Annotated in this window: 19 protein-coding genes; 8 read left to right on the top strand and 11 right to left on the bottom strand. The window is 61.1% G+C overall.

Features of this window, described 5'->3' with window-relative positions:
• Positions 1 to 12 precede the first annotated feature (12 nt).
• The 5 genes from topA to AC19YY_RS15030 all read right to left on the bottom strand — a co-directional run bounded on the left by topA (position 13) and on the right by AC19YY_RS15030 (position 7,402).
• Positions 13 to 2,634, bottom strand: a complete 2,622-nt coding sequence (topA, locus tag AC19YY_RS15010; RefSeq protein WP_169954184.1) for a type I DNA topoisomerase — start codon at positions 2,632 to 2,634, stop codon at positions 13 to 15.
• A gap of 114 nt (positions 2,635 to 2,748) precedes the next feature.
• Positions 2,749 to 2,985 carry a DUF1653 domain-containing protein gene (locus AC19YY_RS15015; RefSeq protein WP_170057751.1) on the bottom strand — a complete coding sequence of 79 codons (237 nt, stop codon included), beginning with the start codon at positions 2,983 to 2,985 and terminating at the stop codon, positions 2,749 to 2,751.
• A 94-nt stretch (positions 2,986 to 3,079) separates the two neighbouring features.
• Positions 3,080 to 4,255: an acetyl-CoA C-acyltransferase FadA gene (gene fadA / locus AC19YY_RS15020; protein ID WP_005786153.1), complete on the bottom strand. Its 1,176-nt coding sequence runs from the start codon at positions 4,253 to 4,255 to the stop codon at positions 3,080 to 3,082.
• A gap of 29 nt (positions 4,256 to 4,284) precedes the next feature.
• On the bottom strand, positions 4,285 to 6,432 hold the full coding sequence (fadB, locus tag AC19YY_RS15025) for a fatty acid oxidation complex subunit alpha FadB (RefSeq protein ID WP_029300084.1): 2,148 nt from the start codon (positions 6,430 to 6,432) through the stop codon (positions 4,285 to 4,287).
• Between the two features lie 532 nt (positions 6,433 to 6,964).
• On the bottom strand, positions 6,965 to 7,402 hold the full coding sequence (locus AC19YY_RS15030; protein ID WP_169954186.1) for a hypothetical protein: 438 nt from the start codon (positions 7,400 to 7,402) through the stop codon (positions 6,965 to 6,967).
• Between the two features lie 105 nt (positions 7,403 to 7,507).
• Here AC19YY_RS15030 and AC19YY_RS15035 point away from each other — a divergent pair, with 105 nt between their 5' ends.
• Positions 7,508 to 7,945: a universal stress protein gene (locus tag AC19YY_RS15035; RefSeq protein ID WP_169954187.1), complete on the top strand. Its 438-nt coding sequence runs from the start codon at positions 7,508 to 7,510 to the stop codon at positions 7,943 to 7,945.
• Between the two features lie 178 nt (positions 7,946 to 8,123).
• Here AC19YY_RS15035 and AC19YY_RS15040 read toward each other — a convergent pair whose 3' ends face one another.
• Complete coding sequence (locus tag AC19YY_RS15040) at positions 8,124 to 10,040, bottom strand: ATP-binding cassette domain-containing protein (protein ID WP_169954188.1); 1,917 nt, start codon at positions 10,038 to 10,040, stop codon at positions 8,124 to 8,126.
• A 212-nt stretch (positions 10,041 to 10,252) separates the two neighbouring features.
• On the opposite strand from AC19YY_RS15040, the gene AC19YY_RS15045 reads away from it, so the two are divergent.
• Positions 10,253 to 12,181, top strand: a complete 1,929-nt coding sequence (locus tag AC19YY_RS15045) for a transglycosylase SLT domain-containing protein (RefSeq protein WP_169954291.1) — start codon at positions 10,253 to 10,255, stop codon at positions 12,179 to 12,181.
• 53 nt (positions 12,182 to 12,234) lie between these two features.
• On the opposite strand, the gene AC19YY_RS15050 is transcribed toward AC19YY_RS15045, so the two are convergent.
• Entirely contained in the window at positions 12,235 to 14,004 is a 1,770-nt protein-coding gene (locus tag AC19YY_RS15050; protein ID WP_169954281.1) for an ABC transporter transmembrane domain-containing protein, read from the bottom strand.
• Between the two features lie 245 nt (positions 14,005 to 14,249).
• On the opposite strand from AC19YY_RS15050, the gene AC19YY_RS15055 reads away from it, so the two are divergent.
• Positions 14,250 to 14,423 carry a PA1571 family protein gene (locus tag AC19YY_RS15055; RefSeq protein WP_029300072.1) on the top strand — a complete coding sequence of 58 codons (174 nt, stop codon included), beginning with the start codon at positions 14,250 to 14,252 and terminating at the stop codon, positions 14,421 to 14,423.
• A gap of 63 nt (positions 14,424 to 14,486) precedes the next feature.
• Here the strand turns inward: AC19YY_RS15055 and pdxB are convergent, their stop codons facing one another.
• Positions 14,487 to 15,629 carry a 4-phosphoerythronate dehydrogenase PdxB gene (gene pdxB / locus AC19YY_RS15060; RefSeq protein WP_170043337.1) on the bottom strand — a complete coding sequence of 381 codons (1,143 nt, stop codon included), beginning with the start codon at positions 15,627 to 15,629 and terminating at the stop codon, positions 14,487 to 14,489.
• A 142-nt stretch (positions 15,630 to 15,771) separates the two neighbouring features.
• Between pdxB and AC19YY_RS15065 the strand changes: the two genes are divergently transcribed.
• Positions 15,772 to 17,157 (top strand): MATE family efflux transporter, encoded by a 1,386-nt coding sequence (locus AC19YY_RS15065; protein ID WP_169954292.1) that lies wholly within the window; start codon positions 15,772 to 15,774, stop codon positions 17,155 to 17,157.
• Here the strand turns inward: AC19YY_RS15065 and tusA are convergent.
• Positions 17,154 to 17,405, bottom strand: a complete 252-nt coding sequence (gene tusA, locus AC19YY_RS15070) for a sulfurtransferase TusA (RefSeq protein ID WP_076961259.1) — start codon at positions 17,403 to 17,405, stop codon at positions 17,154 to 17,156. The two genes, AC19YY_RS15065 and tusA, sit on opposite strands and share 4 nt — an antisense overlap.
• Positions 17,406 to 17,548: 143 nt before the next feature.
• Positions 17,549 to 18,622 (bottom strand): 23S rRNA (cytidine(2498)-2'-O)-methyltransferase RlmM, encoded by a 1,074-nt coding sequence (gene rlmM / locus AC19YY_RS15075; RefSeq protein WP_029300064.1) that lies wholly within the window; start codon positions 18,620 to 18,622, stop codon positions 17,549 to 17,551.
• A gap of 190 nt (positions 18,623 to 18,812) precedes the next feature.
• Here rlmM and acnA point away from each other — a divergent pair, with 190 nt between their 5' ends.
• Complete coding sequence (acnA, locus tag AC19YY_RS15080; protein WP_170043335.1) at positions 18,813 to 21,554, top strand: aconitate hydratase AcnA; 2,742 nt, start codon at positions 18,813 to 18,815, stop codon at positions 21,552 to 21,554.
• Between the two features lie 51 nt (positions 21,555 to 21,605).
• On the opposite strand, the gene AC19YY_RS15085 is transcribed toward acnA, so the two are convergent.
• Entirely contained in the window at positions 21,606 to 22,013 is a 408-nt protein-coding gene (locus AC19YY_RS15085; RefSeq protein WP_169954194.1) for an ester cyclase, read from the bottom strand.
• Positions 22,014 to 22,271: 258 nt separating this feature from the next.
• Here AC19YY_RS15085 and AC19YY_RS15090 point away from each other — a divergent pair, with 258 nt between their 5' ends.
• The 3 genes from AC19YY_RS15090 to wecC all read left to right on the top strand — a co-directional run bounded on the left by AC19YY_RS15090 (position 22,272) and on the right by wecC (position 25,684).
• Positions 22,272 to 23,066, top strand: a complete 795-nt coding sequence (locus tag AC19YY_RS15090; protein WP_169954195.1) for a CPBP family intramembrane glutamic endopeptidase — start codon at positions 22,272 to 22,274, stop codon at positions 23,064 to 23,066.
• Positions 23,067 to 23,285: 219 nt separating this feature from the next.
• Positions 23,286 to 24,425, top strand: coding sequence for a non-hydrolyzing UDP-N-acetylglucosamine 2-epimerase (gene wecB / locus AC19YY_RS15095; RefSeq protein ID WP_169954196.1), 1,140 nt, complete (start codon positions 23,286 to 23,288; stop codon positions 24,423 to 24,425).
• On the top strand, positions 24,422 to 25,684 hold the full coding sequence (gene wecC / locus AC19YY_RS15100) for a UDP-N-acetyl-D-mannosamine dehydrogenase (RefSeq protein ID WP_500604434.1): 1,263 nt from the start codon (positions 24,422 to 24,424) through the stop codon (positions 25,682 to 25,684). Before wecB ends, wecC begins: the two co-directional genes overlap by 4 nt.
• The last annotated feature ends 2 nt before the right edge of the window (positions 25,685 to 25,686 follow it).

Genomic DNA, 25,686 nt, shown 5'->3' on the forward strand with positions numbered 1-25,686 from the left:
GCAGGAGCGGGATTAAGCGCCCTGGCGCTTGTCCTCGACCTTCCACTTGCCACCGTCGTAGAACGCCTTCCAGCCCGTAGGCTTGCCGTCCACTTCAGTCTGCACGTACTGCTCCTTGGTCTTGCGGCTGTAGCGGATCACGGCCGGACGACCGTCGGGATCCTTCTTCGGCGCTTCGCACAGGAAGTGGTACTTGGGATCGATCTCGTCCTTGTGCGGCACGATCTCCATCACCAGCGGTGCACGGGTCTCGCGGTTTTTCGGGAACTGGCTGGCGGCCAGGAACAGGCCCGAAGCGCCGTCACGCAGGATGTAGGTGTCGTTGACCTTCTCGCACTTGAGCTCGGGCATCTTCACCGGGTCCATCTTCGGCGGCGCCGCGTCACCGCTTTTCAGCAGCTTGCGGGTGTTCTTGCAGGTCGGATTGGTGCAACCGAAGAACTTGCCGAAGCGACCGGTCTTGAGCTGCATCTCGCTGCCGCACTTGTCGCACTCCAAGCTCGGGCCTTCATAGCCCTTGATGCGATAGGTGCCTTCTTCGATCTCGTAGCCGTTGCAATCGGGGTTGTTACCGCAGATGTGCAGCTTGTGCTTCTCGTCCAGCAGGTAGGCATCCATGGCCGTGCTGCAGATCGGGCAACGGTGCTTGCCACGCAAAACCAGCGACTCGGATTCACCCTCGTCGTCGGCGGCGATTTCATCACCCGGCACCAGGTTGACGGTGGCCTTGCAGCGCTCTTTGGGCGGCAGGCTATAGCCCGAGCAACCCAGGAACACACCGGTAGACGCGGTACGGATCTGCATCGGCCGGCCGCAGGTGGTGCACGGAATATCCGTCATCACCGGCTGGTTGGCGCGCATGCCGTTTTCCGGGCTCTCGGCTACTTCGAGTTTTTTCTTGAAGTCACCGTAGAACTCGTCGAGGACGTTTTTCCAATCGCGCTCGCCCTGGGCCACGTCATCGAGGTTCTCTTCCATGCCGGCGGTAAAGCCGTAGTCCATCAGGTTGGAGAAACTCTCGGACAAACGCTCGGTAACGATATCGCCCATCTTTTCCGAATAGAAACGACGGTTATGCAGGGCCACGTAGCCGCGGTCCTGGATGGTGGAGATGATCGCCGCGTAGGTCGAAGGACGACCAATACCGCGTTTTTCCATTTCCTTGACCAGGCTGGCTTCCGAATAACGGGGTGGCGGCTTGGTGAAGTGCTGGCTCGGGTCGAGCTTGATCAGCTTCAGCGCATCGCCCTGGGCCATGTCTGGCAGGACGTCGTCATCGCCCGGCTTGGCAATTTGCGGCATCACGCGGGTATAGCCGTCGAACTTGAGGATACGACCCTTGGCGCGCAGCTCGAAGTCCCCGGCACCCACTGTGACGGTCGTGGACAGGTATTGCGCCGGCAGCATCTGGCAAGCCAGGAATTGGCGCCAGATCAACTCGTAGAGGCGCTCAGCGTCGCGCTCCATGCCGCTCAGCTTGCTTGGCTCGGTATTGGCATCGGAGGGACGAATCGCTTCGTGGGCCTCTTGTGCGCCTTCCTTGCTGCTATAGACGTTTGGCTTCTCCGGCAGGTACTTCTTGCCGAATTCGCTTTCAATATAAGTACGCGCCATCGCCACCGCGTCCACCGACAGGTTGGTGGAGTCGGTACGCATGTAAGTGATGTAGCCCGCTTCGTACAGACGCTGGGCCATCATCATCGTCTTCTTCACGCCAAAGCCCAGGCGGTTGCTCGCGGCCTGTTGCAGGGTGGAGGTGATGAACGGCGCCGACGGCTTGCTGCTGGTGGGCTTGTCTTCACGCTTGACGATGCTGTAGCTGGAAGCTTTGAGCTTCTCCAGCGCGGCCATGGCCTGGGCTTCGTTGAGCGGCTTGAAGGCCTCGCCTTTCTCGCGGGCCACTTCAAAGCGCACGTTATTGCCCTTGGCGGTGCCGAGGTCCGCGTGGACTTCCCAGTACTCTTCAGGGTTGAACGCACGAATCTCGCGCTCACGCTCCACCACCAGCTTGACCGCTACCGATTGCACACGACCAGCGGACAGGCCACGGGCGATCTTCGCCCACAACAGCGGCGAGACCATGTAGCCGACCACGCGATCGAGGAAGCGCCGAGCCTGCTGGGCATTGACGCGGTCGATGTCCAGTTCGCCCGGCTTGGAGAAGGCTTCCTGGATCGCCTTCTTGGTGATTTCGTTGAACACCACGCGTTTATAGCGGCTGTCGTCCCCACCGATGGCTTCGCGCAGGTGCCAGGCAATGGCTTCCCCTTCGCGGTCCAAGTCCGTCGCGAGATAGATGGTGTCAGCATCCTTGGCGAGCCGGCGCAGCTCCTCGATCACCTTTTCCTTGCCCGGAAGGATTTCGTACTTGGCCTTCCAGCCATGATCCGGGTCCACACCCATGCGCGAGACCAGCTGCTTGCGCGCTTTTTCCTTGGGCGAGAGCACCGGACCTTCGCCCGCAGCCGCCTTGCCGCGCTTGGCAGCAGGCTCCTTGCTGGCGCTAGCCGAACCGCTGGTGGGCAGGTCTCGGATATGGCCGATACTCGACTTCACCACGTACTCGTTACCCAAGTACTTGTTGATGGTCTTGGCCTTAGCCGGGGATTCCACAATGACCAGCGATTTGCCCATGGATCGGAAAATTCCTGAATTCGAGAAGAGAAAGGCGGTTGGCGCCTGACGCGGCAACGCTATATATAGTGGCAACACAGTGAGGTCAAGCACAGCATTCTGCGCAACCTGCCGTTATTGCCCTGAAAAAAGACTGGGTTCGACCTGCACCAAAGCAAAGCGCGGGACCTGCTTGCCGTCAACTTCGACGGTCTCCAGGAACATGCTCAAGGGGCGCACCCAAAAGCCGTAATCGCCATACAGTGCTTGGTAGAACACCACTTCTTCTTCGGTCTCGGAGTGCCGCGCCACATTAAAAACGCGGTACCTGGGACCTTTATAATGCTGGTAGAGCCCTGGTTCGACTTTCATGCTGTGGCCCTCTTACAAAATTTATAAAAAAAAATTAAAAATTCCAAAAAACAAAAGCCGGGGCACTGGGCCCCGGCTTCCGTCAACCCAACGCTTAGACGCGTTCGAAGACGGTAGAAATGCCTTGGCCGAGACCAATGCACATGGTTGCAACCCCAAGGTTGCCGCCATTTTGCTTCATCACGTTAAGCAAGGTGCCGGAGATACGCGCACCGGAGCAACCAAATGGGTGGCCCAGGGCGATTGCACCGCCGTGCAGGTTAACCTTCTCGTTCATCTTGTCGAGTACTTTCAAATCTTTCAGCACTGGCAGGGCCTGTGCGGCGAAAGCTTCGTTGAGCTCGAAGAAGTCGATGTCGGAGATACTCAGACCTGCGCGCTTCAAGGCTTTTTGTGTGGCCGGTACTGGACCATAGCCCATGATCGCCGGGTCCACACCCGCCACAGCCATGGAACGGATCACTGCCAGAGGCTGGATCCCCAGGTCCTGGGCGCGCTGGGCCGACATCACGATCATGCACGAAGCACCATCGGTGATCTGCGACGAAGTACCGGCAGTCACGGTGCCGCCCTTTGGGTTGAATGCCGGCTTCAAGGCCGCCAGGCTTTCCAGGGTGGTGTCCGGACGAATGGTTTCGTCGTAGTCGAACAGTTTCAGGAAACCGTTCTCGTCATAGCCGTTCATCGGGATGATCTCATCCTTGAACTTGCCTTCCACAGTCGCCTTGTGGGCCAACTGGTGGGAGCGCAGGCCGAAGGCGTCCTGGGCTTCACGGGTGATGCCATGCATCTTGCCGAGCATTTCTGCGGTCAGGCCCATCATGCCCGAGGCTTTCGCCGCGTACAGCGACATGTGCGGGTTAGGATCGACGCCGTGCATCATGCTGACGTGGCCCATGTGCTCCACGCCACCGACCACAAACACATCACCGTTGCCGGTCATGATCGCCTGGGCGGCGGTGTGCAGTGCGCTCATGGACGAACCACACAGGCGGCTGACGGTCTGGCCGGCAGCGGTGTGCGGGATCTGGGTCATCAAGGAGGCCATGCGCGCGATGTTCCAGCCCTGCTCCAGGGTCTGGTTGACGCAGCCCCAGATCACGTCCTCGACTTCGTTCGGGTCGACCTTGACGTTGCGTTCCAGCAGCTTGCTGATCAGGTGCGCCGACATGTCTTCGGCGCGGGTGTTGCGGTGCATGCCGCCCTTGGAGCGGCCCATCGGAGTACGACCGAAGTCGACAATCACGACGTCTCTTGGATTCAAGCTCATAAATATTCTCGCTCTAGTCGTCTGGGCACTTAACCGAAGAAGCTCTGGCCATTCTTGGCCATCTCGCGCAGCTTCGCGGTCGGGTGGTACAGCGGGCCCAGATCAGCGTACTGATCAGCCAGGGCAACGAACTCGGCCACACCGATCGAGTCGATGTAACGCAGCGCACCACCACGGAATGGAGGGAAGCCAATACCGTACACCAGGCCCATATCGGCTTCGGCAGCGGTTTCGACGATGCCATCTTCCAGGCAACGCACGGTTTCCAGGCACAGGGCGATCATCATCCAGTTGATGATGTCCTCGTCGGACACCTCACGCTGCTCGTAGACGATTGGCGCCAGCACTTCGTGAACCGATGGATCGGCAACTTTCTTCTGCTTGCCTTTCTTGTCGGTCTCGTAGGCATAGAAACCCTTGCCATTCTTCTGGCCCAGGCGCTTGGCTTCGTACAGCGCATCGACAGCCGAGCGACGGTCGTCTTTCATGCGGTCCGGGAAGCCTTCAGCCATGACGTCGCGACCGTGGTGGCCGGTGTCGATACCGACCACGTCCATCAGGTACGCCGGGCCCATTGGCCAACCGAATTTTTCCATGACCTTGTCGATACGCACAAAGTCCACGCCAGCACTGACCAGCTTGGCGAAACCACCGAAGTACGGGAACAGCACGCGGTTGACCAAAAAGCCCGGGCAATCGTTGACCACGATCGGGTTCTTGCCCATTTTCTTGGCGTAGGCAACGGTGGTGGCAACTGCCAGCTCGCTGGACTTCTCGCCACGGATCACTTCTACCAGCGGCATCATGTGCACCGGGTTGAAGAAGTGCATGCCGACGAAGTTTTCCGGACGCTTGAGGGCCTTGGCCAGCAAGGTGATGGAAATGGTCGAGGTGTTGGAAGCCAGTATCGTGTCTTCTTTGACCTGGGCCTCAACTTCAGCCAGGACCGCCTGCTTGACCTTCGGGTTCTCGACAACGGCTTCGACCACCAGGTCGACGTGGCCGAAATCACCGTAGGAAAGCGTAGGACGAATGCCGTTAAGCACTTCAGCCATCTTCGCAGCGGTCATGCGACCTTTATCAACGCGGCCTACCAGCAGCTTGGCGGCTTCCGCCAGACCTTGCTCGATACCGTGCTCATTGATGTCTTTCATCAGGATCGGTGTGCCTTTGGACGCCGACTGATAGGCAATACCGCCACCCATGATCCCGGCACCGAGGACGGCAGCCTGTTTCACGTCTTTGGCAATTTCGTCGTAGGCCTTGGCCTTTTTCTTCAGCTCCTGATCGTTCAGGAACAGGCCGATCAGGCTCTGCGCAGCAGAAGTCTTGGCCAGTTTGACGAAGCCGGCGGCTTCGATTTCCAGGGCCTTGTCGCGACCGAAGTTCGCGGCTTTCTGGATGGTCTTGATCGCTTCGACCGGGGCCGGGTAGTTAGGGCCCGCTTGACCGGCGACGAAACCCTTGGCGGTTTCGAACGACATCATTTGTTCGATGGCGTTGAGCTTGAGTTTTTCCAGCTTCGGCTGACGCTTGGCCTTGTAGTCAAATTCGCCGCTGATGGCGCCCTTGATCAGGTTCAGTGCAGCTTCTGCGAGTTTGTCCGGAGCAACCACTGCATCCACGGCGCCGACTTTCAGCGCGTCTTCAGCACGGTTTTCCTTGCCGGCAGCAATCCACTCGATGGCGTTGTCGGCACCGATGATACGCGGCAGGCGTACGGTACCGCCGAAGCCCGGGTAGATGCCCAGCTTGACTTCCGGCAGGCCGATTTTCGCGCTGGAGGCCATGACGCGAAAGTCCGCGGCCAGGCACATTTCCAGACCGCCGCCCAGAGCGATGCCATTGATCGCGGCAACGGTCGGCACGTTGAGGTCTTCGAAATCGCTGAAAATCTTGTTGGCTTCGAGGTTGCCAGCCACAAGCTCGGCATCGGGCAGCTTGAAGTTGTCGACGAATTCGGTGATGTCAGCGCCGACGATGAACACGTCTTTGCCGCTGGAGACGATCACACCCTTGATCGATGCATCAGCCTTGATGGTGTCTACGGCCTGACGCAGTTCGTTCAGGGTTAGACGGTTGAACTTGTTGACGGACTCACCCTTGAGGTCGAATTTCAATTCGACGATGCCACTTTCAAGAGCCTTAACCGTGATGGCTTTACCTTCGTAAATCATCAACTGATCTCCACGATATGGAAGCTGAACAGTACACATCGGACGCTGGCCCCTGGTCGGGCATTGATCACTTCGTCAATGCTCATACCAACGCGCCAGGCACACCCGCCAATGCGATAGTCGGGATTATGTATGAGATGCCTGACAGACAAACACTCAATTCATACGCCCGTTTGATTTGGGTACGCCACCTTCAGCCAATTCCAGGCAATTGTCAATCGCCCGAAAGCACCGTAAAAACGCGACTTTTCAGTCATTTCATAACCGCCAAGGCTAATCAATGCGCAGGCATTCACCCGATCAATAATGCGAAAGAGCCAGCCACGGCCTGTACAGCGGCGGATATCCGGCTAGGCTAGCCGCATGTGAGAACGCCTGTGCGAATGCGCGGCGTGACGAATTACAGATTTACCGGCCTGCCTGGCCAGTTCCAGCCCGATGATGATGTCGGGCTTTTTATTGCCTACGTTTTATTGCCGGCGATGGCGTGCTCAACGGCCCTATCGCCGGCAAGCCGGTTCCTACGGGTGTGTCAGGCCAAGGCCTTGAGTAACGCACTGATGGCCTGCAAGTCGCTGGACTCGCCCTTCTCACCCCAATACACGGCGATCATTTGCTTGTCCGCCTCCACTTTGTAGACATTGGCCGGCAGCGTTGCAAAATGCGGCAACAACTTCTCGTCCACGCAGGTTTCCTGCCATTGGTTGACCCACACCCCCGGCTCCTGCTGCCAGTAAACCCAGAGTGCGGGTTTGCTGCCGCGCCGTGGCCGACAGTACTGCGCACAGGGGCTGGGCGGCTCTTGCTTGAGCCAGTGCGGCCACTCCTGGGGCGACAATTGCATCGCCAGGCCGATGCGGCGCGCCTCCATGCGCAGGGCCATGCGCCCGCTCTGGTGGCGCGACGGTCGCAACCATGCCAGGGGGCTCAAGACCACTAGAAGGATTGACACCACTATCCAGACCGTCATATGTGTACTCCCGAATTTCTAGATGAGCGGATTTGACCTGACTCAACCCCATCCGCTTGAAAGCAGCCATACTGAACTTATTGCAGTCCCCTGGAGGAACGCCTCATGACTTACGAACATATTCTGGTCGCCGTGGACCTGACCGAAGAGTGCGATCCGGTGATCAAGCGCGCCGTGGCCATTGCCGGCGATACCGTGAAGCTGTCCCTGGTGCATATCGTCGAACCCATGGCCATGGCCTTTGGCGGCGACGTGCCGATGGATCTTTCGCAACTGCAACAGCAGCAGTTCGACCAGGCCAAGGAACGCCTGGACCGACTGATTGACAAGTATCCCGCGCTGAAAAAAGACCAAAGCCACCTGACCTATGGCCAGCCGCGCCAGGAAATCCACCACCTGGCCAAGGAACAGAGCTGCGACCTGATCGTGGTCGGCAGCCATGGTCGTCACGGCTTGGCGTTGCTGCTGGGCTCCACTGCCAACGATGTACTGCACGGCGCGCCTTGCGACGTACTGGCAGTGAAGCTGGTAAAAAGCTCGTAAGAACACTGCAAATCAAATGTAGGAGCTGGCTTGCCTGCGATAGCAGTCTGTCAGTTGATACATCTGGTGGCTGGCATACCGCTATCGCAGGCAAGCCAGCTCCTACCTATTGAAGTGCATTTCATATAAAAAAACCGGTGCTCGTAAGAGCGCCGGTTTTTTATTGCCGCTAAATCAATCAGGCATCCAGCTCGGCCCAACGCTCAACCAATACTTCCAGCTCCTGGTTCAGCTTCTCAAGGGACTCGATGACCTTGGCCGTTTCTGCCGCAGGACGCAGGTAGAAACCCGCGTCAGCCATGTCGGCCTCCACGCCAGCGATCTGCTTTTCCTTGGCCTCGATCTCACCCGGCAGGGCTTCGAGCTCACGCTGCAGCTTGTAGCTGAGCTTCTTCTTGGCGGCCGGCGCGGCTTCTTGAACCGGCGCAGCAGCCGCCGGTGCAACCACCGCAGAGTTCAAGTCGGCCTTGCCGGACTTGCTCTCGGTGACACCCAGCAGGCGCGGCGAGCCGCCCTGGCGTAGCCAGTCCTGGTAACCACCGACGTATTCGCGCACCTTGCCTTCACCCTCGAAGACCAGGGTGCTGGTGACCACGTTGTCGAGGAATGCCCGGTCGTGGCTGACCATCAGCACGGTGCCGTTGAACGTCAGCAGGACCTCTTCCAGCAACTCCAGCGTTTCCACGTCGAGGTCGTTGGTCGGTTCGTCGAGCACCAGCAGGTTGGCCGGCTTGCTGAACAGCTTGGCCAGCAGCAGACGCGCACGCTCACCGCCAGACAACGCCTTGACCGGCGTACGCGCACGTTGCGGGCTGAACAGGAAGTCCCCCAGGTAGCTCAACACGTGGCGGCTCTGGCCGTCGATGTCGATAAAATCGCGGCCTTCAGCGACGTTGTCGATCACGGTCTTTTCCAGGTCCAACTGGTGGCGCAGTTGGTCGAAGTAGGCCACGTCGATGCGCGTACCCTCTTCCACGGTACCGCTGGTCGGTTGCAGGCCACTGAGCATCAGCTTGAGCAAGGTGGTCTTGCCGGTACCGTTGGCGCCCAGCAGGCCGATGCGGTCGCCGCGCTGCAGGACCATGGAGAAGTCCTTGATCAGGAACGGGCCATCCGGGTGATGGAAGCTGACGTTCTCCAGGACCATGACCTGCTTGCCCGACTTGTCGGCGGTATCGAGCTGGATATTGGCCTTGCCAGTGCGTTCGCGACGCTCGCTACGCTCCACACGCAAGGCTTTCAGGGCCCGTACGCGGCCTTCGTTACGGGTGCGGCGGGCCTTGATGCCCTGGCGGATCCAGACTTCTTCCTGGGCCAGTTTCTTGTCGAACAGCGCATTGGCGGTTTCTTCGGCGGACAGCGCGGCCTCTTTGTGCACGAGGAAGCTGGCGTAGTCGCCGTTCCAGTCGATCAGGCCGCCGCGATCCAGTTCGAGGATGCGCGTGGCGAGGTTCTGCAGGAAGGAACGGTCGTGCGTGATGAACAACACGGCGCCCTGGAAGTCCTTGAGGGCTTCTTCAAGCCAGGCAATCGCGCCGATATCCAGGTGGTTGGTCGGTTCGTCGAGCAGCAGCAGGTCCGGCTCGGAAACCAGGGCCTGGGCCAGCAGGACGCGGCGACGCCAGCCGCCGGACAATTCGGCGAGGGTCTTGTCGGCCGGCAGTTGCAGGCGGCTCAGGGTGCTGTCGACCAATTGCTGCAAGCGCCAGCCATCACGGGCTTCGAGGTCTTGCTGGACGTGCATCAGTTTATCCAGGTCGGCATCGGTGACGCAGTTCTGCGCCAGGTGATGGTATTGGGCAAGCAATGCGCCCACGCCGTCGAGGCCTTCGGCAACCACGTCGAACACGGTCCGTTCGTCGGCCACCGGCAATTCTTGCGGCAATTCGCCGATCTTCAGGCCCGGCGCGCGCCACACGGAGCCGTCATCGGGCTTCTGGTCGCCTTTTACCAGCTTCATCATGCTGGACTTGCCGGTGCCGTTGCGGCCGATGATGCACACCCGCTCACCACGGGCGATCTGCCAGGACACCTTGTCCAACAACGGCATAGCGCCGAAAGCAAGGGACACATCGCTGAATTTGAGCAGGGTCATACGCTTCTCCAAAAACTGGGCGCGCATTCTACCTGAGTTGGGGGGTGAAGCGGCCGGCATTTTCGTGCCCGACACGTTCTGTAGGACATTTCTTGAGAACTTCAGCGAAGCGGCCTGCAAAGCTTTCACCGGCTGCGGGCAAAAGGCTAAGCTAGGGGCAATCAGTGTCGGCGGCGCCGGCACTAGTCCTGATTTCTTTGCACGGACGTCTCATGCGCAGTCGCCTTTTCAGCTTTTTATCTTGCCTGCTTCTTTCCTCCACCGCCGTCCAGACCGCCCAGGCAGTGGACCTGACCACCCAACGCCAATATTACGACCAAGCCAAGCGCGCCCTGGCCAAAGGCGATACCGGCCCCTACATGCAATACAGCCAGGCCCTGGCCGATTACCCGCTGACGCCGTACCTGGCCTACGACGAGCTGACCGCTCGCCTGAAGTCCGCGAACAACCAGGAAATCGAACAGTTCCTGGCCAAGCATGGCGACCTGCCCCAGGCCAACTGGATGAAGCTGCGCTGGTTGCGCTGGCTGGCCGAGCGTGGTGATTGGCAGACCTTTGAAAAGTACTACGACGCCAAGCTCAATTTCACCGAGCTGGACTGCCTGCATGGCCAGTACCAGTTGAGCCACAACCTCAAGGCCGAAGGCTACAAGACTGCCGAAGCCCTGTGGATGACTGGCAAATCCCAACCGGCCGCCTGTGATGCCACCTTTGGCCAGTGGGCCGCCGCTGGGCAATTGACCGAACAGAAAATCTGGGACCGCGCCAAGCTGGCCGCCGAGGCCCGCAACTATCCCCTGGCCAACAGCCTGGTGAAAACCCTGCCCACCCTGGGTGCTCAGGGCCGCCTGATGGTGGATGTAGCGCAAAAGCCCACCATGCTCAGCGACCCATCGCGCTTCCTGCCCGCCACTGAAGCCATGTCCGACGCCGTCGGCCTGGGCCTGCGCCGCCTGGCGCGCCAGGACCCGGAACAAGCCATGGCCCTGCTGGATGGGTATGCCAGCAGCATGCACTTCTCGCGCGACGAAAAAGTGTCCATCGCCCGGGAAATCGGCCTGACCCTGGCGCGCCGCTACGACCCGCGCGCCCTGGACGTGATGACCAAATACGACCCGGAGCTGCGTGACAACACCGTCTCCGAATGGCGCCTGCGCCTGCTGCTGCGCCTGGCCCGCTGGGAAGATGCCTATCAGTTGACCCGCAAGCTGCCCCAGGACCTGGCCACCACCAACCGCTGGCGCTATTGGCAGGCCCGCGCCCTGGAGCTGGCCGAGCCGAAGAACCCGCAAGCGCTGGTCCTGTACAAAGGCCTGGCAAAGGAGCGGGATTTTTATGGCTTCCTTGCCGCAGACCGCTCCCAGGCTCCGTATCAACTGAATAACCAGCCGCTGGTGATGAGCCAGGCCCTGGTCAACAAGGTGCGCAATACCCCGGGTGTACGCCGCGCCCTGGAGTTTTATGCCCGCGGCCAGATCGTCGACGGCCGCCGCGAGTGGTATCACGTCAGCCGTCACTTCAACCGTGACGAAATGGTCGCCCAGGCCAAGCTCGCCTATGACATGAAGTGGTACTTCCCGGCGATCCGCACCATCAGCCAGGCCAAGTACTGGGACGACCTGGACATCCGCTTCCCCATGGCCCACCGCGACACCCTGGTGCGTGAAGCCAAGGTCCGTGGCCTGCATTCGAGCTGGGTGTTTGCTATCACCCGCCAGGAAAGCGCGTTTATGGATGACGCCCGTTCCGGCGTCGGCGCCAGCGGCCTGATGCAATTGATGCCCGCCACCGCCAAGGAAACCGCACGCAAGTTCAGCATTCCGCTGGCGTCACCGCAGCAGGTGCTGGACCCGGACAAAAATATCCAGCTCGGCGCCGCCTACCTGAGCCAGGTCCACAGCCAGTTCAACGGCAACCGCGTGCTCGCCTCCGCCGCCTACAACGCCGGCCCTGGGCGCGTACGCCAATGGCTGCGTGGCGCGGACCACCTGAGTTTCGACGTGTGGGTGGAAAGCATCCCGTTCGACGAAACCCGCCAGTATGTGCAAAACGTGCTGTCTTATTCGGTGATCTACGGGCAAAAGCTCAATTCACCACAACCGCTGGTGGACTGGCACGAACGTTATTTCGATGACCTGTAGGAGCCGACCTGGCGATGGCGATCTCACGGACGCCATCGCCAGCCCCCCCTCCCCTACACGGGTTCTTCGCTAAATTGCAGGGCCGCCAGCCGCGCATACAGCGGGTTGCTGGCAATCAGCTGCTGATGTGTGCCCACAGCCACCAATTTCCCCTGATCCATCACCGCAATCCGGTCGGCGTTTTTCACCGTGGCCAGGCGGTGGGCGATCACCAGGGTGGTACGCCCCTGCATCAATTGCGGTAATGCCTGCTGGATCAGGTGTTCACTCTGCGCGTCCAGGGCGCTGGTGGCCTCGTCCAGCAACAGGATGGGCGCATCCACCAGCAAGGCCCGGGCAATCGCCAGGCGTTGGCGCTGGCCGCCGGAAAGGCCCATGCCGCCATCCCCCAGGTGGGTCTGGTAACCGTCAGGCATTTGCAGGATGAAATCGTGGGCGTGGGCAATGCGCGCCGCCTCTTCGACCTGGGCAAAACTGGCCTTTGGGTTGCCGTAGCGAATGTTGTCTTCGACGCTGCCAAAAAACAGCGCCGGGCTTTGGGACACCAAGGCAAAACAGCGGCGCAGGTCCAAAGGATCGAGGCTGGTCAGCGGCTGGCCTTCGAGCAGCACCTGCCCCTGTTGCGGGTCGTAGAAGCGCAGCAGCAAGTCGAACAGAGTGGACTTGCCCGCCCCGGACGGCCCGACCAGGGCCAGGGTTTCTCCGGCCTTGATACTCAGGCTCAGGCCCTCGATGGCAAAGCGATCGGGACGCGACGGGTAGGAAAAGTACAGATCCTGTAGCTCCAGGCGGCCACTGACCCGCTGCGGTAACGTGATCACGCCCGTGGCAGGCGCGTGGATGTCATTGTTCGACTGCAACAGCTCGGCAATCCGCTCCGCCGCCCCGGCGGCCCGTTGCAACTCGCCGATCACCTCGCTCAAGGTGCCAAAGGCGCTGCCGACGATCAAGCTGTAGAACACAAAGGCCGCCAGCTCACCGCCGGAGATGCGCCCGGCGATCACATCCATGCCACCCACCCACAGCATCACGCCGACAGCGCCCAGCACCAGCACAATCACCAGGGTGATCAGCCAGGCCCGCTGCACGATGCGTTTGCGCGCCGTGGTGAACGCCTCCTCCACCGTCACCGCGAAGCGCTGCTCATCCTGCACCTGATGGTTGTAGGCCTGCACGGTCTTGATCTGGCCCAGGGTCTCGGACACGTAGCTGCCGACGTCGGCAATCCGGTCCTGGCTCTGGCGCGACAGGCTGCGCACGCGGCGGCCAAAGACCAGGATCGGCGCCAGCACCAGCGGCAATGCCACCACCACAATGCTGGTGAGCTTGGGGTTGGTGATAAACAGCAACACAATCCCGCCGATCACCATCAACGCATTGCGCAGGAACAGCGACAGGGATGAGCCGATCACCGATTGCAGCAGGGTGGTGTCGGCGGTCAGGCGCGACTGGATTTCCGAGCTGCGATTGTTCTCGTAGAACCCCGGATGCAGGTAGATCAGGTGATTGAACACCTGCCGGCGAATGTCCGCCACCACCCGCTCGCCGATCCACGACACCAGGTAGAAGCGTGCAAACGTGCCCACCGCCAGGCCCAGCACGAGGATCATGAACAGACCGATGGACTGGTTGAGCAGGTGCGGCGACTGGGTCATGAAGCCCTGGTCCACCAACAGGCGGATGCCCTGGCCCATGGACAACGTAATGCCTGCGGTGACAATCAGCGCCAGCAAGGCGCCGACGGCCTGCCAGCGATAGGGGGCGATAAAGCGCATGGCCAGGCGAATGGCGCGGCGTTGACGGGCTGAAAGCATGGAGAGCATCACCTGAGGAAGACAACCTCAAGCCTACACCGCAATCGGATTGAACTTGGGTAAATCACAATGAGTCAGGTTAATTATGCCCGGCAAGACTAGGCCCTAGAGGCTATCGGTCTAAAGTGCGGCTGGAAATCCAAAGTGATTTCTGCTGGACTGGGCATTCGATCCGTCGACGGGCCATGGAGTTGTAACAGCTCGGTCACGCGGGGGAATTAGAGTAGGTACACAACCTGATGAGGAGACAGGCCATGTCCTTGCAAAACAGCAGCACTGACAAAGTTGAAGTAATCCGCCAGCCACAACAGTTGCCTTGCTCGTACATCGATGCCCAGGGCCGCGAAGTGCAGATTACCGAAGAGATGATCCAGGGCGCGTGCGCCGAACTGGAGCAGAAACTGGTCAAGCCTGCCCAGCAAGGCTGATACGCCCCAGCTCTTTCAGACCCGGCCCCGGTGGCCGGGTTTTTTATGCCTACGCTGTGTACATCAGCAAAGGTTTGCGCCCAGGGCGTTGACGAGGCTGTGCAACGCCGCCGACTCCCCGCTGATCCGCACCTTCAAGCCGTCAATCTCGCGGCGATCCGGGTAGTGCTTGCGCAGCAGGTCGAAGGCCTTGCGCTGCTGCTCCACAGTGCCCACCAGGCTGCGGCGAAAATCCGCATCGTCACGGCGCGGGTCGTAGACGCTGCGGCACAACGTCGCCAGGGCCCAGGCCGGGTCGGTGCTGGCATGCAGGTTGACCTCGGCCAGCCAAGGCTCGGGCAGCAAGTCACTCAGTTGGATGCGCGCCGGCTGGCCAAGGTGCGCGCACAGCGCCTGGTAGATCTGCGCCGTGCCGCGCTGCTTGCCGTCCAGGCTGTAGCCGGCGATATGCGGGGTCGCCAGCACGCACAACTCGGCCAGCTCGACATCCACCTCAGGCTCGCCTTCCCACACGTCCAGCACCGCCTGCAGGTCTTCGCGCTCAAGCAACACCTCGCGCAGCGCCGTGTTATCCACCACCGGGCCACGGCTGGCGTTGATCAGCCAGGTACCGGGCTTGAGTTGCTCCAGGCGCTGGCGATCCAGCAGGTGCCAGGTCGAGCCACTGCCGGATTTTTTCAGCGGGGTATGCAGGCTGATCACATCACATTGCTCGATGATCTGCTCAAGGCTGACGTAGTCACCGTCTTCGGCAATCTGGCGGGGTGGATCGCAGACCAGCACCTTCCAGCCCAGGCCCCTGAGCACCTTGACCAGGCGCCCGCCCACTTCACCGGCACCGACGACGCCATAGGTGCGCTGGTTCAGGTCCGCACCCTCGATTTCAGCCAGGGTCAGCAGGCTGCCCAGCACATAGTCCACCACCCCACGGGCGTTGCAGCCCGGCGCGCTGGACCATTGGATACCGGCCTTTTGAAAGTAGTCGAGGTCCAGGTGATCGGTGCCGATGGTGCACGTGCCGACAAACCGTACCGGCGTGCCTTCGAGCAGCGCCCGGTTGACGTTGGTCACCGAACGCACCAGCAGCACATCGGCCTGTTCAATGGCGGCGCGGTCGATGGCGCGGCCCGGCACCCGGCGGATCTCGCCAAAACCTTCAAAGAACGCATCGAGCAGCGGGATATTTTCGTCGGCAACAATCAACATGGCAGGCTCCTTTGGCGGACCCGCAGTGTACAGGCACCAGCCTGTGGCGCGTTTACAAATCCGCTACACAGGTATTTTCCTGACCTACCCGTCAAGGCGTAGAATGCGCCGTCCTGCGCTCCCCCTTATCGGACATCTGCACGTGAACACTGCCACTCTGCCCCTCTCCCGCCCTGCCCGCGTTCGCCGGGAAGTCCACAGCCTGCTGGCGCTGGCCCTGCCGATCATGATCGGGCAACTGGCAACCACTGCCATGGGGTTTGTCGATGCAGTGATGGCCGGGCGCGTGAGTGCGCGGGACCTGGCGGCGGTGGCCCTGGGCAATTCCATCTGGATCCCGGTGTATCTGTTGATGACCGGCACCTTGCTGGCCACCACCCCCAAAGTCGCCCAGCGCTTTGGCGCCGGCAGCCACACCGAGATCGGCCCGCTGGTGCGCCAGGCGTTGTGGCTGGCGCTGGTGGTGGGGTGCACTGCGGCATTGCTGTTGATCAGCGCCGAGCCGATCCTGCATGCGATGAACGTCGACCCCGAGCTGATCGCCCCCTGCATGGGCTACCTGCACGGCATCGCGGCGGGCATGCCGGCGGTGGCGCTGTATTACGTACTGCGCTGTTTCAGTGACGGCCTGGGCCGCACGCGCCCGAGCATGATCCTCGGCCTGGGCGGGCTGGCGTTGAATATCCCGCTGAACTACGTGTTCATCTATGGCCATTTCGGCGTGCCGGCCATGGGCGGCGTGGGCTGCGGCTGGGCCACCGGGATCGTGATGTGGGCAATGATGCTGGGCTTCGCCGCCTGGACGCGCTGGGCCCCGGTCTATCAAGCCAGCGAGCTGTTCAAGCGCTTCGACTGGCCGAAATGGTCGGTGATCAAGCGCATCCTGGGCATCGGCCTGCCGATTGGCATCGCCGTGTTTGCCGAGTCGAGCATCTTTGCGGTGATCGCCCTGCTGATCGGCAGCCTGGGCGCAACTGTGGTGGCCGGGCACCAGATCGCCCTGAACTTCAGCTCCCTGGTGTTCATGATTCCCTACTCCCTGAGCATGGCCGTGACCGTGCGGGTCGGCCAGGCCCTGGGCCGTGGCGAACCCCGTGAAGCGCGCTTCGCCGCAGGCGTGGGGATGGGCACCGCACTGGCTTATGCCTGCCTGTCGTGCAGCCTGATGCTGTTGTTTCGCGAGCAGATCGCCACGATCTACACCGCCGACCCACAGGTGGTCCAGGTGGCGGCGATGCTGATTGTGTTTGCGGCGCTGTTCCAGTTCTCCGATGCGATCCAGGTGACCGCCGCCGGCGCCCTGCGTGGCTACCAGGACACCCGCGTGACCATGATCCTGACCCTGTTCGCCTATTGGGGCGTGGGCCTGCCGGTGGGTTACTTGTTGGGCCTGACCGACTGGCTGGGCCAGGCCAACGGCCCGAGCGGCTTGTGGCAGGGGCTGATCGTCGGCCTCAGCTGCGCGGCGGCGATGCTGGTAGTGCGCCTGGCACGCAGTGCGCGCAAGCGCATCCGCACGGCGGTTTAAGCGAGCTTCTTGCGGATCCAGTACAGGTAAGTACCGGCCTCTTCGCGCTGCTCTACCAGTTCATGGTCCAGGAACACGCAGAACTTGGGGATATCGCGACGGGTAGAGGGATCGGTCGCGATGACCTTGAGCAGGCCGCCCGGTGCCAGGTCGCGGATGTGCTGGTGCAGCATCATCACCGGTTCCGGGCAGTTGAGGCCGGTGGCGTCGAGGGTGCCGTCGACGGGTACATCCGAAAACTGACTCATACTTCACTCCGAAAACAGATCCGCCCCTGTGTGGGAGCGGGCTGCCCGCGATGACGTGGGCACATTCAACATTGATTTCGATTGTTATAACGCTATCGCGGGCAAGCCCGCTCCCACATTTTGGAGCGGTGCCCGCCACAGGATCAACGGGCCTTGGGTTTCTTTACATCCAGGCGGCGCAGGTGGCAGGTCACTTCCTCGCGGTCGTGGTACAGCTGCTTGCAACCGATTTCCACGCGGATGCCTCGCGCCTTGAAGCCTTCTTCGATGCGCTCCAGCAGGCGCTTCACTTCGGCATAACGCTGTTTCATCGGCAACTTGAGGTTGACCACCGCTTCGCGGCAATGCCCCTCGCCAATCCAGGTTTCCAGCAGGGCTGCGTTGCGCGCCGGCTTCTCGACGATATCGCAGACCATCCAGTCCACCGGCTGCTTGGGGGTGAAGGTAAACCCATCCGCCATCAAGTGTTGCACCAGGCCGGTGTCCATCAGGCTTTCGGCCATGGGGCCGTTATCGATCGCCGTCACCAGCATGCCTCGGTTGACCAACTGCCAGGTCCAGCCGCCCGGCGCTGCGCCAAGGTCCACGCCGGTCATGTCGCCGTGCAGGCGCTCGTCCCACTGGTCCCGGGGGATAAAGTGGTGCCAGGCCTCTTCCAGCTTGAGGGTCGAGCGGCTTGGCGCGTCACGGGGGAATTTCAGGCGCGGGATGCCCATCGGCCACATGGCCGAGTTATTTGACTCGGCCAGGCCCATGAACACTTCGCGGCCGCTCTTGAAGGTCAGCAGCAGGCGCGGCTTGCTCGGGTCTTCGACCAGTTTGCCGGCGGCCAGCAGGGCCTTGCGCAGGTGCACTTCGAATTTCTTGCAGAAGTTCGACAGCTCCTTGCCGTCGTTGGTATCGACCATTTCCAGCCACAGGCTGCCGCACACCGGGAAATCGCGCAGGTGCGCGAGGATCACGCTGATGCGGTCGGTCTCTGGCAAGTCGATGAACACCCCACGCGCCCACTGCCTTGGGAAGATCAGCTCGGCAAACCGCTGGCCGCGCATCAGGCGCTGGGCGCCGTCTTCTTCGGTGCAGACAAATTCGGCGCAGGCGCTGCCGGTCTTGGCCTTGGCATAGCCGGAAACGTTCAGGCGCGCGGCGTGTTCCGCGATCTCGGAACAGACTTCGCCTTCAAAACCCGGGCGGCAGTGCATAAAAAGGGTGTTCATTGAATCTCCTGGCAACTGGCTTGCTCTATCGCAATGCCTGTCATGAAAACGCGCGCATGATAGCTGAGTTCGGAACCTTGGACTTGTCCATAGAGTCCAGTTATTAGCCTGCTACTGAAAACAGGGCTAAGTTGAAAGCTCTGTTCGTCCCGTCAGGTCCGTAGCCGTGCGGACCATAAGGAGTCATGTAATGTCATCCGTTGATAGCCTGAGAACCCTTAAGACCCTGCAAATCGACAGTAAGACCTACCACTACTTCAGCTTGCCCGAAGCCGCCAAGAGCCTGGGTGACCTGGACAAGTTGCCGATGTCCCTCAAGGTGCTGCTGGAAAACCTGCTGCGCTGGGAGGACGAAAAAACCGTGACCGGAGCCGATCTCAAGGCGCTGGCCGCCTGGCTCAAGGAGCGTCGCTCCGACCGCGAGATCCAGTACCGCCCGGCCCGGGTACTGATGCAGGACTTTACCGGCGTACCCGCCGTGGTCGACCTGGCCGCCATGCGCGCCGCCGTGGCCAAGGCCGGTGGCGATCCGCAGCGCATCAACCCGCTGTCGCCGGTGGACCTGGTGATTGACCACTCGGTGATGGTCGACAAGTTCGGCAACGCCGATGCCTTCGAGCAAAACGTCGATATCGAAATGCAGCGCAACGGTGAACGCTATGCGTTCCTGCGCTGGGGCCAGAGCGCCTTTGATAATTTCAGCGTGGTGCCACCGGGGACCGGCATCTGTCACCAGGTCAACCTGGAATACCTGGGCCGCACGGTGTGGACCAAGGACGAGGACGGCCGCACCTACGCCTTCCCGGACACCCTGGTGGGCACCGATTCCCACACCACCATGATCAACGGCCTCGGCGTCCTGGGCTGGGGCGTGGGTGGGATCGAGGCGGAAGCGGCGATGCTCGGCCAGCCGGTGTCGATGCTCATCCCGGAAGTGATCGGCTTCAAGCTCACCGGCAAGTTGAAAGAAGGCATCACCGCCACCGACCTGGTGCTGACGGTCACGCAAATGCTGCGTAAAAAAGGTGTGGTGGGCAAATTCGTCGAGTTCTATGGCGACGGCCTCGCCGACCTGCCCCTGGCCGACCGCGCGACCATCGCCAACATGGCCCCGGAATACGGCGCCACCTGCGGCTTTTTCCCCGTCGATGAGGTGACCCTGGACTACTTGCGCCTGTCGGGCCGGCCTGCGGCCACCGTCAAGCTGGTCGAGGCGTACACCAAGGCCCAGGGCCTGTGGCGCAATGCCGGTGAAGAACCAGTGTTCACCGACAGCCTGGCCCTCGACATGGGCACCGTAGAAGCCAGCCTGGCCGGGCCCAAACGCCCGCAGGACCGAGTCTCGCTGCCGGATGTGAGCCAGGCGTTCACTGACTTCCTCGACTTGCAGTTCAAACCTGCCAGCAAGGAAGAAGGTCGCCTGGAAAGTGAAGGCGGCGGCGGTGTCGCGGTGGGTAACGCCGACCTGGTGGGTGAAGCCGACTACGACTTTGAAGGCCAGACCTATCGCTTGAAAAACGGCGCGGTGGTGATCGCCGCGATCACCTCCTGCACCAACACCTCCAACCCCAGCGTGATGATGGCTGCAGGCCTGGTCGCGAAAAAAGCCGTGGAAAAGGGCCTGAGCCGCAAGCCCTGGGTAAAAAGCTCGCTGGCGCCAGGCTCCAAGGTGGTCACCGACTACTACAACGCCGCCGGCCTGACCCCCTACCTGGACCAATTGGGCTTCGACCTGGTGGGTTATGGCTGTACCACCTGCATCGGCAACTCCGGGCCATTGCCCGAGCCTATCGAGAAAGCCATCCAGAAAGCCGACCTGACCGTGGCGTCGGTGCTGTCCGGCAACCGTAACTTCGAGGGCCGCGTGCATCCGCTGGTGAAAACCAACTGGCTGGCCTCGCCGCCGCTGGTGGTGGCCTATGCCCTGGCCGGGACCGTGCGCATTGATATCAGCAGCGAGCCCCTGGGCACCGGCAAGGATGGTGCGCCGGTCTACCTGCGCGATATCTGGCCCAGCAGCCAGGAGATCGCCGACGCGGTGGCCCAGGTCAGCACCAGCATGTTCCACAAGGAATACGCCGAGGTGTTTGCCGGTGACGCACAATGGCAAGCCATTGAAGTGCCACAGGCCGCGACCTATGTGTGGCAAAAAGATTCCACCTATATCCAGCACCCGCCGTTCTTCGATGACATCGCCGGGCCGCTGCCGGTGATCAAGGATGTGCAGGGTGCCAATATCCTGGCCCTGCTTGGCGACTCGGTAACCACCGACCACATCTCCCCGGCCGGCAATATCAAGGCCGACAGCCCGGCCGGCCGTTACCTGCGCGAACAGGGCGTGGAACCGCGGGACTTCAACTCCTACGGCTCGCGCCGTGGCAACCATGAAGTGATGATGCGCGGTACCTTCGCCAACATCCGTATCCGCAACGAAATGCTTGGCGGCGAAGAAGGGGGCAACACCCTCTACATTCCCACCGGCGAGAAGATGCCGATCTACGATGCGGCCATGAAGTACCAGGCGTCCGGCACGCCACTGGTGGTGATCGCCGGCCAGGAATACGGCACTGGCTCCAGCCGCGACTGGGCCGCCAAGGGCACCAACCTGCTGGGGGTCAAGGCGGTGATTGCCGAGAGCTTCGAGCGCATCCACCGCTCCAACCTGGTGGGCATGGGCGTGCTGCCGCTGCAGTTCAAGCTGGACCAGAACCGCAAGGCGCTGCAACTGACCGGTAAGGAGAAGATCGACATTCTCGGCCTGACCGATGCCCAGATCGAGCCACGGATGAACCTGACGCTGGTGATTACCCGCGAGGATGGCCGCAGCGAGAAGGTCGAGGTGCTGTGCCGGATCGACACCCTCAATGAAGTTGAATACTTCAAGGCGGGTGGGATTCTGCACTATGTACTGCGTCAACTGATCGCTTCGTAAACCGCGCAGCACACCTCTCGCTGAGGGGTGTGCTGTTTGTTCAGCACAGGTTTATTGGTCTTTAAATCCCAGTTGTTTGAACAACGTGGCCATATTGTAGTAATCCGTGCACTCGATGATTTTACTATTGGCGGTTTTAATCACGCACACCCCGCGAACCAAAATCTCTTTATGGGTTGCAGCCCGATCAAACAACGTCCCTTTGTGCGTGCCTGTCATATGCCATTGAATAGTGCCGCCGCCCTCTCCCAGGCTGATCACTTCCTCGAACACCTTGAAGTCCGGCAAGGCTTGCCTGATCAAGTCGAAAAACCCGCCTAACTCGGGTTTTCCCTTCATTTTCATTTCAGCCGCGACATCCTCGTAAATGCAATCATCTGCAAAGATCGCGAGAAATCGCTGTTTGGAGGAAGTGGACCATGCGTCGGCCCATTCTTTAATCAGTTGATGATCATTCATTGTAAAAGCCTCTGAAAGTCGGGAACACGCCTCTTGCGCTGCATACTCCGCCTGACAGATACACCTTCAACTCCTGCTGAGCAGATACTCCCTCTGTTCGTAAGCGTGAAAAAAGCTTAGTTGCCGCCGCGCCATCCAACCAATGTCCAGATGGCGGTTTTTTCATTTAAGTGATCAATGGCGCTCCGTATAATCGGCCGCTGATTCCTGGGCGCCGATTAATGCTGAGCGCCCGCTTGACCGTCACAAGGACTTCTCATGTTTGCTGCTTTACCCTGGCTGTACCTGGCGCTTCTTTCGATTGGCTATGCGCTGGCCCTGACCTATGGACAACTGGGGTTGCTGGCGCTGGTATCGGTCGGTTTACTGGGGGGCGCCGGGTATGCCGTGCGCCAACAACACATCCCCTGGGCCCGCTACCTCGGCCATGGCCTGTTCATCGTATTGGCCCTGGGCCTGGCGATGCACTGGCTGCCCGGTTTCTACAACGGTCGCGGCATCGACCCACAGCGCTTCACGGCCGATGCCGTGCCCTTTTCGATGTACCTGAACCAGGACAAGCCGCTGATCGGCTTCTGGCTGCTGCTCGCCTGCCCGTGGATCGTCGCTCGCCGCCCGTTGCGCCTGTCGATCTACGCCACGGCCCTGGCCTTGACCCTGACCACCATCGCCGCCCTTGGCGGTGCGGTACTGCTGGGCATCATCAGTTGGGCCCCCAAATGGCCGGACCAGGCCTGGCTCTGGGTGTTGAACAACCTGTTGCTGGTGACCCTGGTTGAGGAGGCACTGTTTCGCGGCTACATCCAGGGCGGCCTGAGCCGGCGCTTCAAACAACTGCCCTATGGCGAAAACCTCGCCTTGCTACTGGCTTCGCTGCTGTTTGGCCTGGTGCATGTGGGCGCGGGTTGGCAGTGGGTGCTGCTGGCCAGTATCGCCGGCGCGGGGTATGGCCTGGCCTACCGCTTCGGCGGCCTGGGCGCAGCGATTGCCACGCACTTTGGCTTGAACCTCCTGCATTTCGGTTTGTTTACCTACCCGATGCTGGCGGGCTGAGCAGTCCCTCTGCACTGAGCACAAAAGCCGCCTTCGGGCGGCTTTTGTGTGTTCGGCGCTCGATAAAACCTAGCCGGACGGTCAGTGGTCGCCCCTCCCCCCGTTCGGCAGAATGCCTAGGAGCTTTCGTACTCACCCAACCAGCAGCGTTTCAATTGCCGGGGTTGCGATGAGGCAACCCACGCCTGTGTGTCAGGCATCCAATAAGAACCCACGCCCATGCCTCTCAAGACCCTGTCCATCTTCGGCACTCGCCCGGAGGCCATTAAAATGGCACCGCTGGCGATCCAACTGGCAAGCGATGCCCATTTCGACTCGAGAGTCTGCGTCACCGCGCAGCACCGCGAGATGCTGGATCAAGTTCTCGAGCTGTTTGAACTGGTGCCGGACTATGACCTGAACATCATGAAAGCCGGGCAAAACCTGACAGATGTGACCACGGCCATCATCCAGGGACTCCAGGCAGTGCTGGATGACTTCAAGCCGGATGTGATCCTGGTCCATGGCGACACCGCTACCACCTTCGCTGCCAGCCTGGCGGCCTATTACCGGCAGATCCCGATTGCCCACATTGAGGCCGGGCTGCGTACCAACGACCTGTATTCACCCTGGCCGGAGGAAGGCAATCGACGCCTGACCGGCAGCCTGGCGACGCTGCACTTTGCCCCCACGCAAACCTCCCGGCAAAACCTGCTCAAGGAAGGCGTGGCCCCGGACAGGATCCATGTCACGGGCAATACCGTGATTGATGCGCTGCTCAGCGTGGTAGAGAAGCTGATGCCGATGCGCGCCCGGCTTGATCGACAGTTTTCGTTCCTGCCCAAGGGGCAACGCATGGTGCTGGTAACCGGGCATCGCCGGGAAAACTTTGGCGAGGGTCTGGAGCGTATCTGCCAGGCCCTGGCAGACAGCGCCCGGTGCTTTCCAGAGGTGGCCTTTGTTTACCCGATGCACCTGAACCCCAATGTGCAGAAGCCGGTAAAACGCCTGTTGGCCGGGATCGACAATGTGTACCTGATCGCCCCGCAGGATTACCTGCCCTTCGTGTACCTGATGACCCGCGCCTACCTGATTCTCACCGACTCGGGCGGCATCCAGGAGGAAGCGCCCGCCCTGGGCAAGCCGGTACTGGTGATGCGCGATACCACCGAGCGCCCCGAGGCTGTGGCGGCAGGCACCGTCAGGCTGGTCGGCACCGAGGTCAGTTGCATCACCCACCACCTTAACCAGTTGCTGGAGAACGAGGCCGCCTATCGGCAAATGAGCATCGCCCATAACCCTTATGGCGACGGGAATGCTTGCGTGCGTATCCGGGCTGCGTTGCTGGACCTGCCGCAAAAAAGCGAGGCCGCTGCATGAATGTCGAGAAGATTTGCGTCATGGGCCTGGGCTACATTGGCCTGCCCACCGCGGCCATTTTTGCCTCGCGCAAAAAGCAGGTGATCGGCGTGGATATCAACCAGCGCACCGTGGACATCATCAATCGCGGAGCCGTGCATATTGTCGAGCCCGAGCTGGAGCTGCTGGTCCACGGGGTGATCACCCAAGGCTACCTACGGGCAACCACTACGGTGGAGCCTGCCGAGGCGTTCCTGATCGCCGTTCCCACGCCGTTCACGGGCAACCATGAACCTGACCTGAGCTACATCCGGGCCGCTATCGAAGCCCTGGCTCCGGTGCTGAAAAAACACGACCTGGTCGTCCTCGAATCCACCTCACCAGTGGGCACTACCGAGCGCATGGCCCAGTGGCTCGCCCGGGCACGACCCGACCTGACCTTCCCGGCGACCCACGGCCAAGCCAGTGATATCCGCGTTGCCCACTGCCCGGAGCGTGTGTTGCCGGGCCATGTACTGCGCGAGCTGGTGAGCAATGACCGGATCATCGGCGGCCTGACGCCGGCGTGCTCGGCGGCCGCCACCCAGTTGTACCGGACATTCGTCAAAGGCCAATGCATCGAGACCGACGCACGCACGGCAGAGATGTGCAAGCTCACGGAAAACAGCTTTCGCGACGTCAATATCGCCTTTGCCAATGAGCTTTCAATGATCTGCGCACAGTTGAAGATCAACCCCTGGGAGCTGATTCGCCTGGCCAACCATCACCCACGGGTGAACATCCTCCAGCCAGGGCCGGGTGTGGGCGGGCACTGCATTGCCGTCGACCCGTGGTTCATCGTCAGCAAGAGCCCGGACCTGGCGCGCTTGATCCGCACGGCGCGGGAGGTCAATGAGCATAAGCCGCAGTGGGTGATCCAGCAGGTCAAGCTGGCGCTGGCATCCCTGCTGCTCAAGCGTACCGACCTGCAGGCCGGCAGCGTGCGCATTGCCTGCTATGGCCTGGCATTCAAGGCCGATATCGATGATTTGCGTGAAAGCCCGGCCTTGAGTATCGCCCGGCAACTGGGCCAGGAACTGGGGGTCAAGCTGCTGCTGGTGGAGCCCAACATCGAGGCGCTGCCCGCCGACATGGCCATGCACTCGCTGACCGACACCGTCGACGCCCTCGAGCGCGCACAGATTCATGTGTTGCTGGTCAGGCACCGCGAGTTCGTCTCGATGCCCGCCCTGCGCGATGGCCTTCTGGTGATTGATGCTGCCGGCGTGCTGGCAGCCTGAGA

The sequence above is a fragment of the Pseudomonas sp. MF09156 genome (assembly GCF_059862305.1).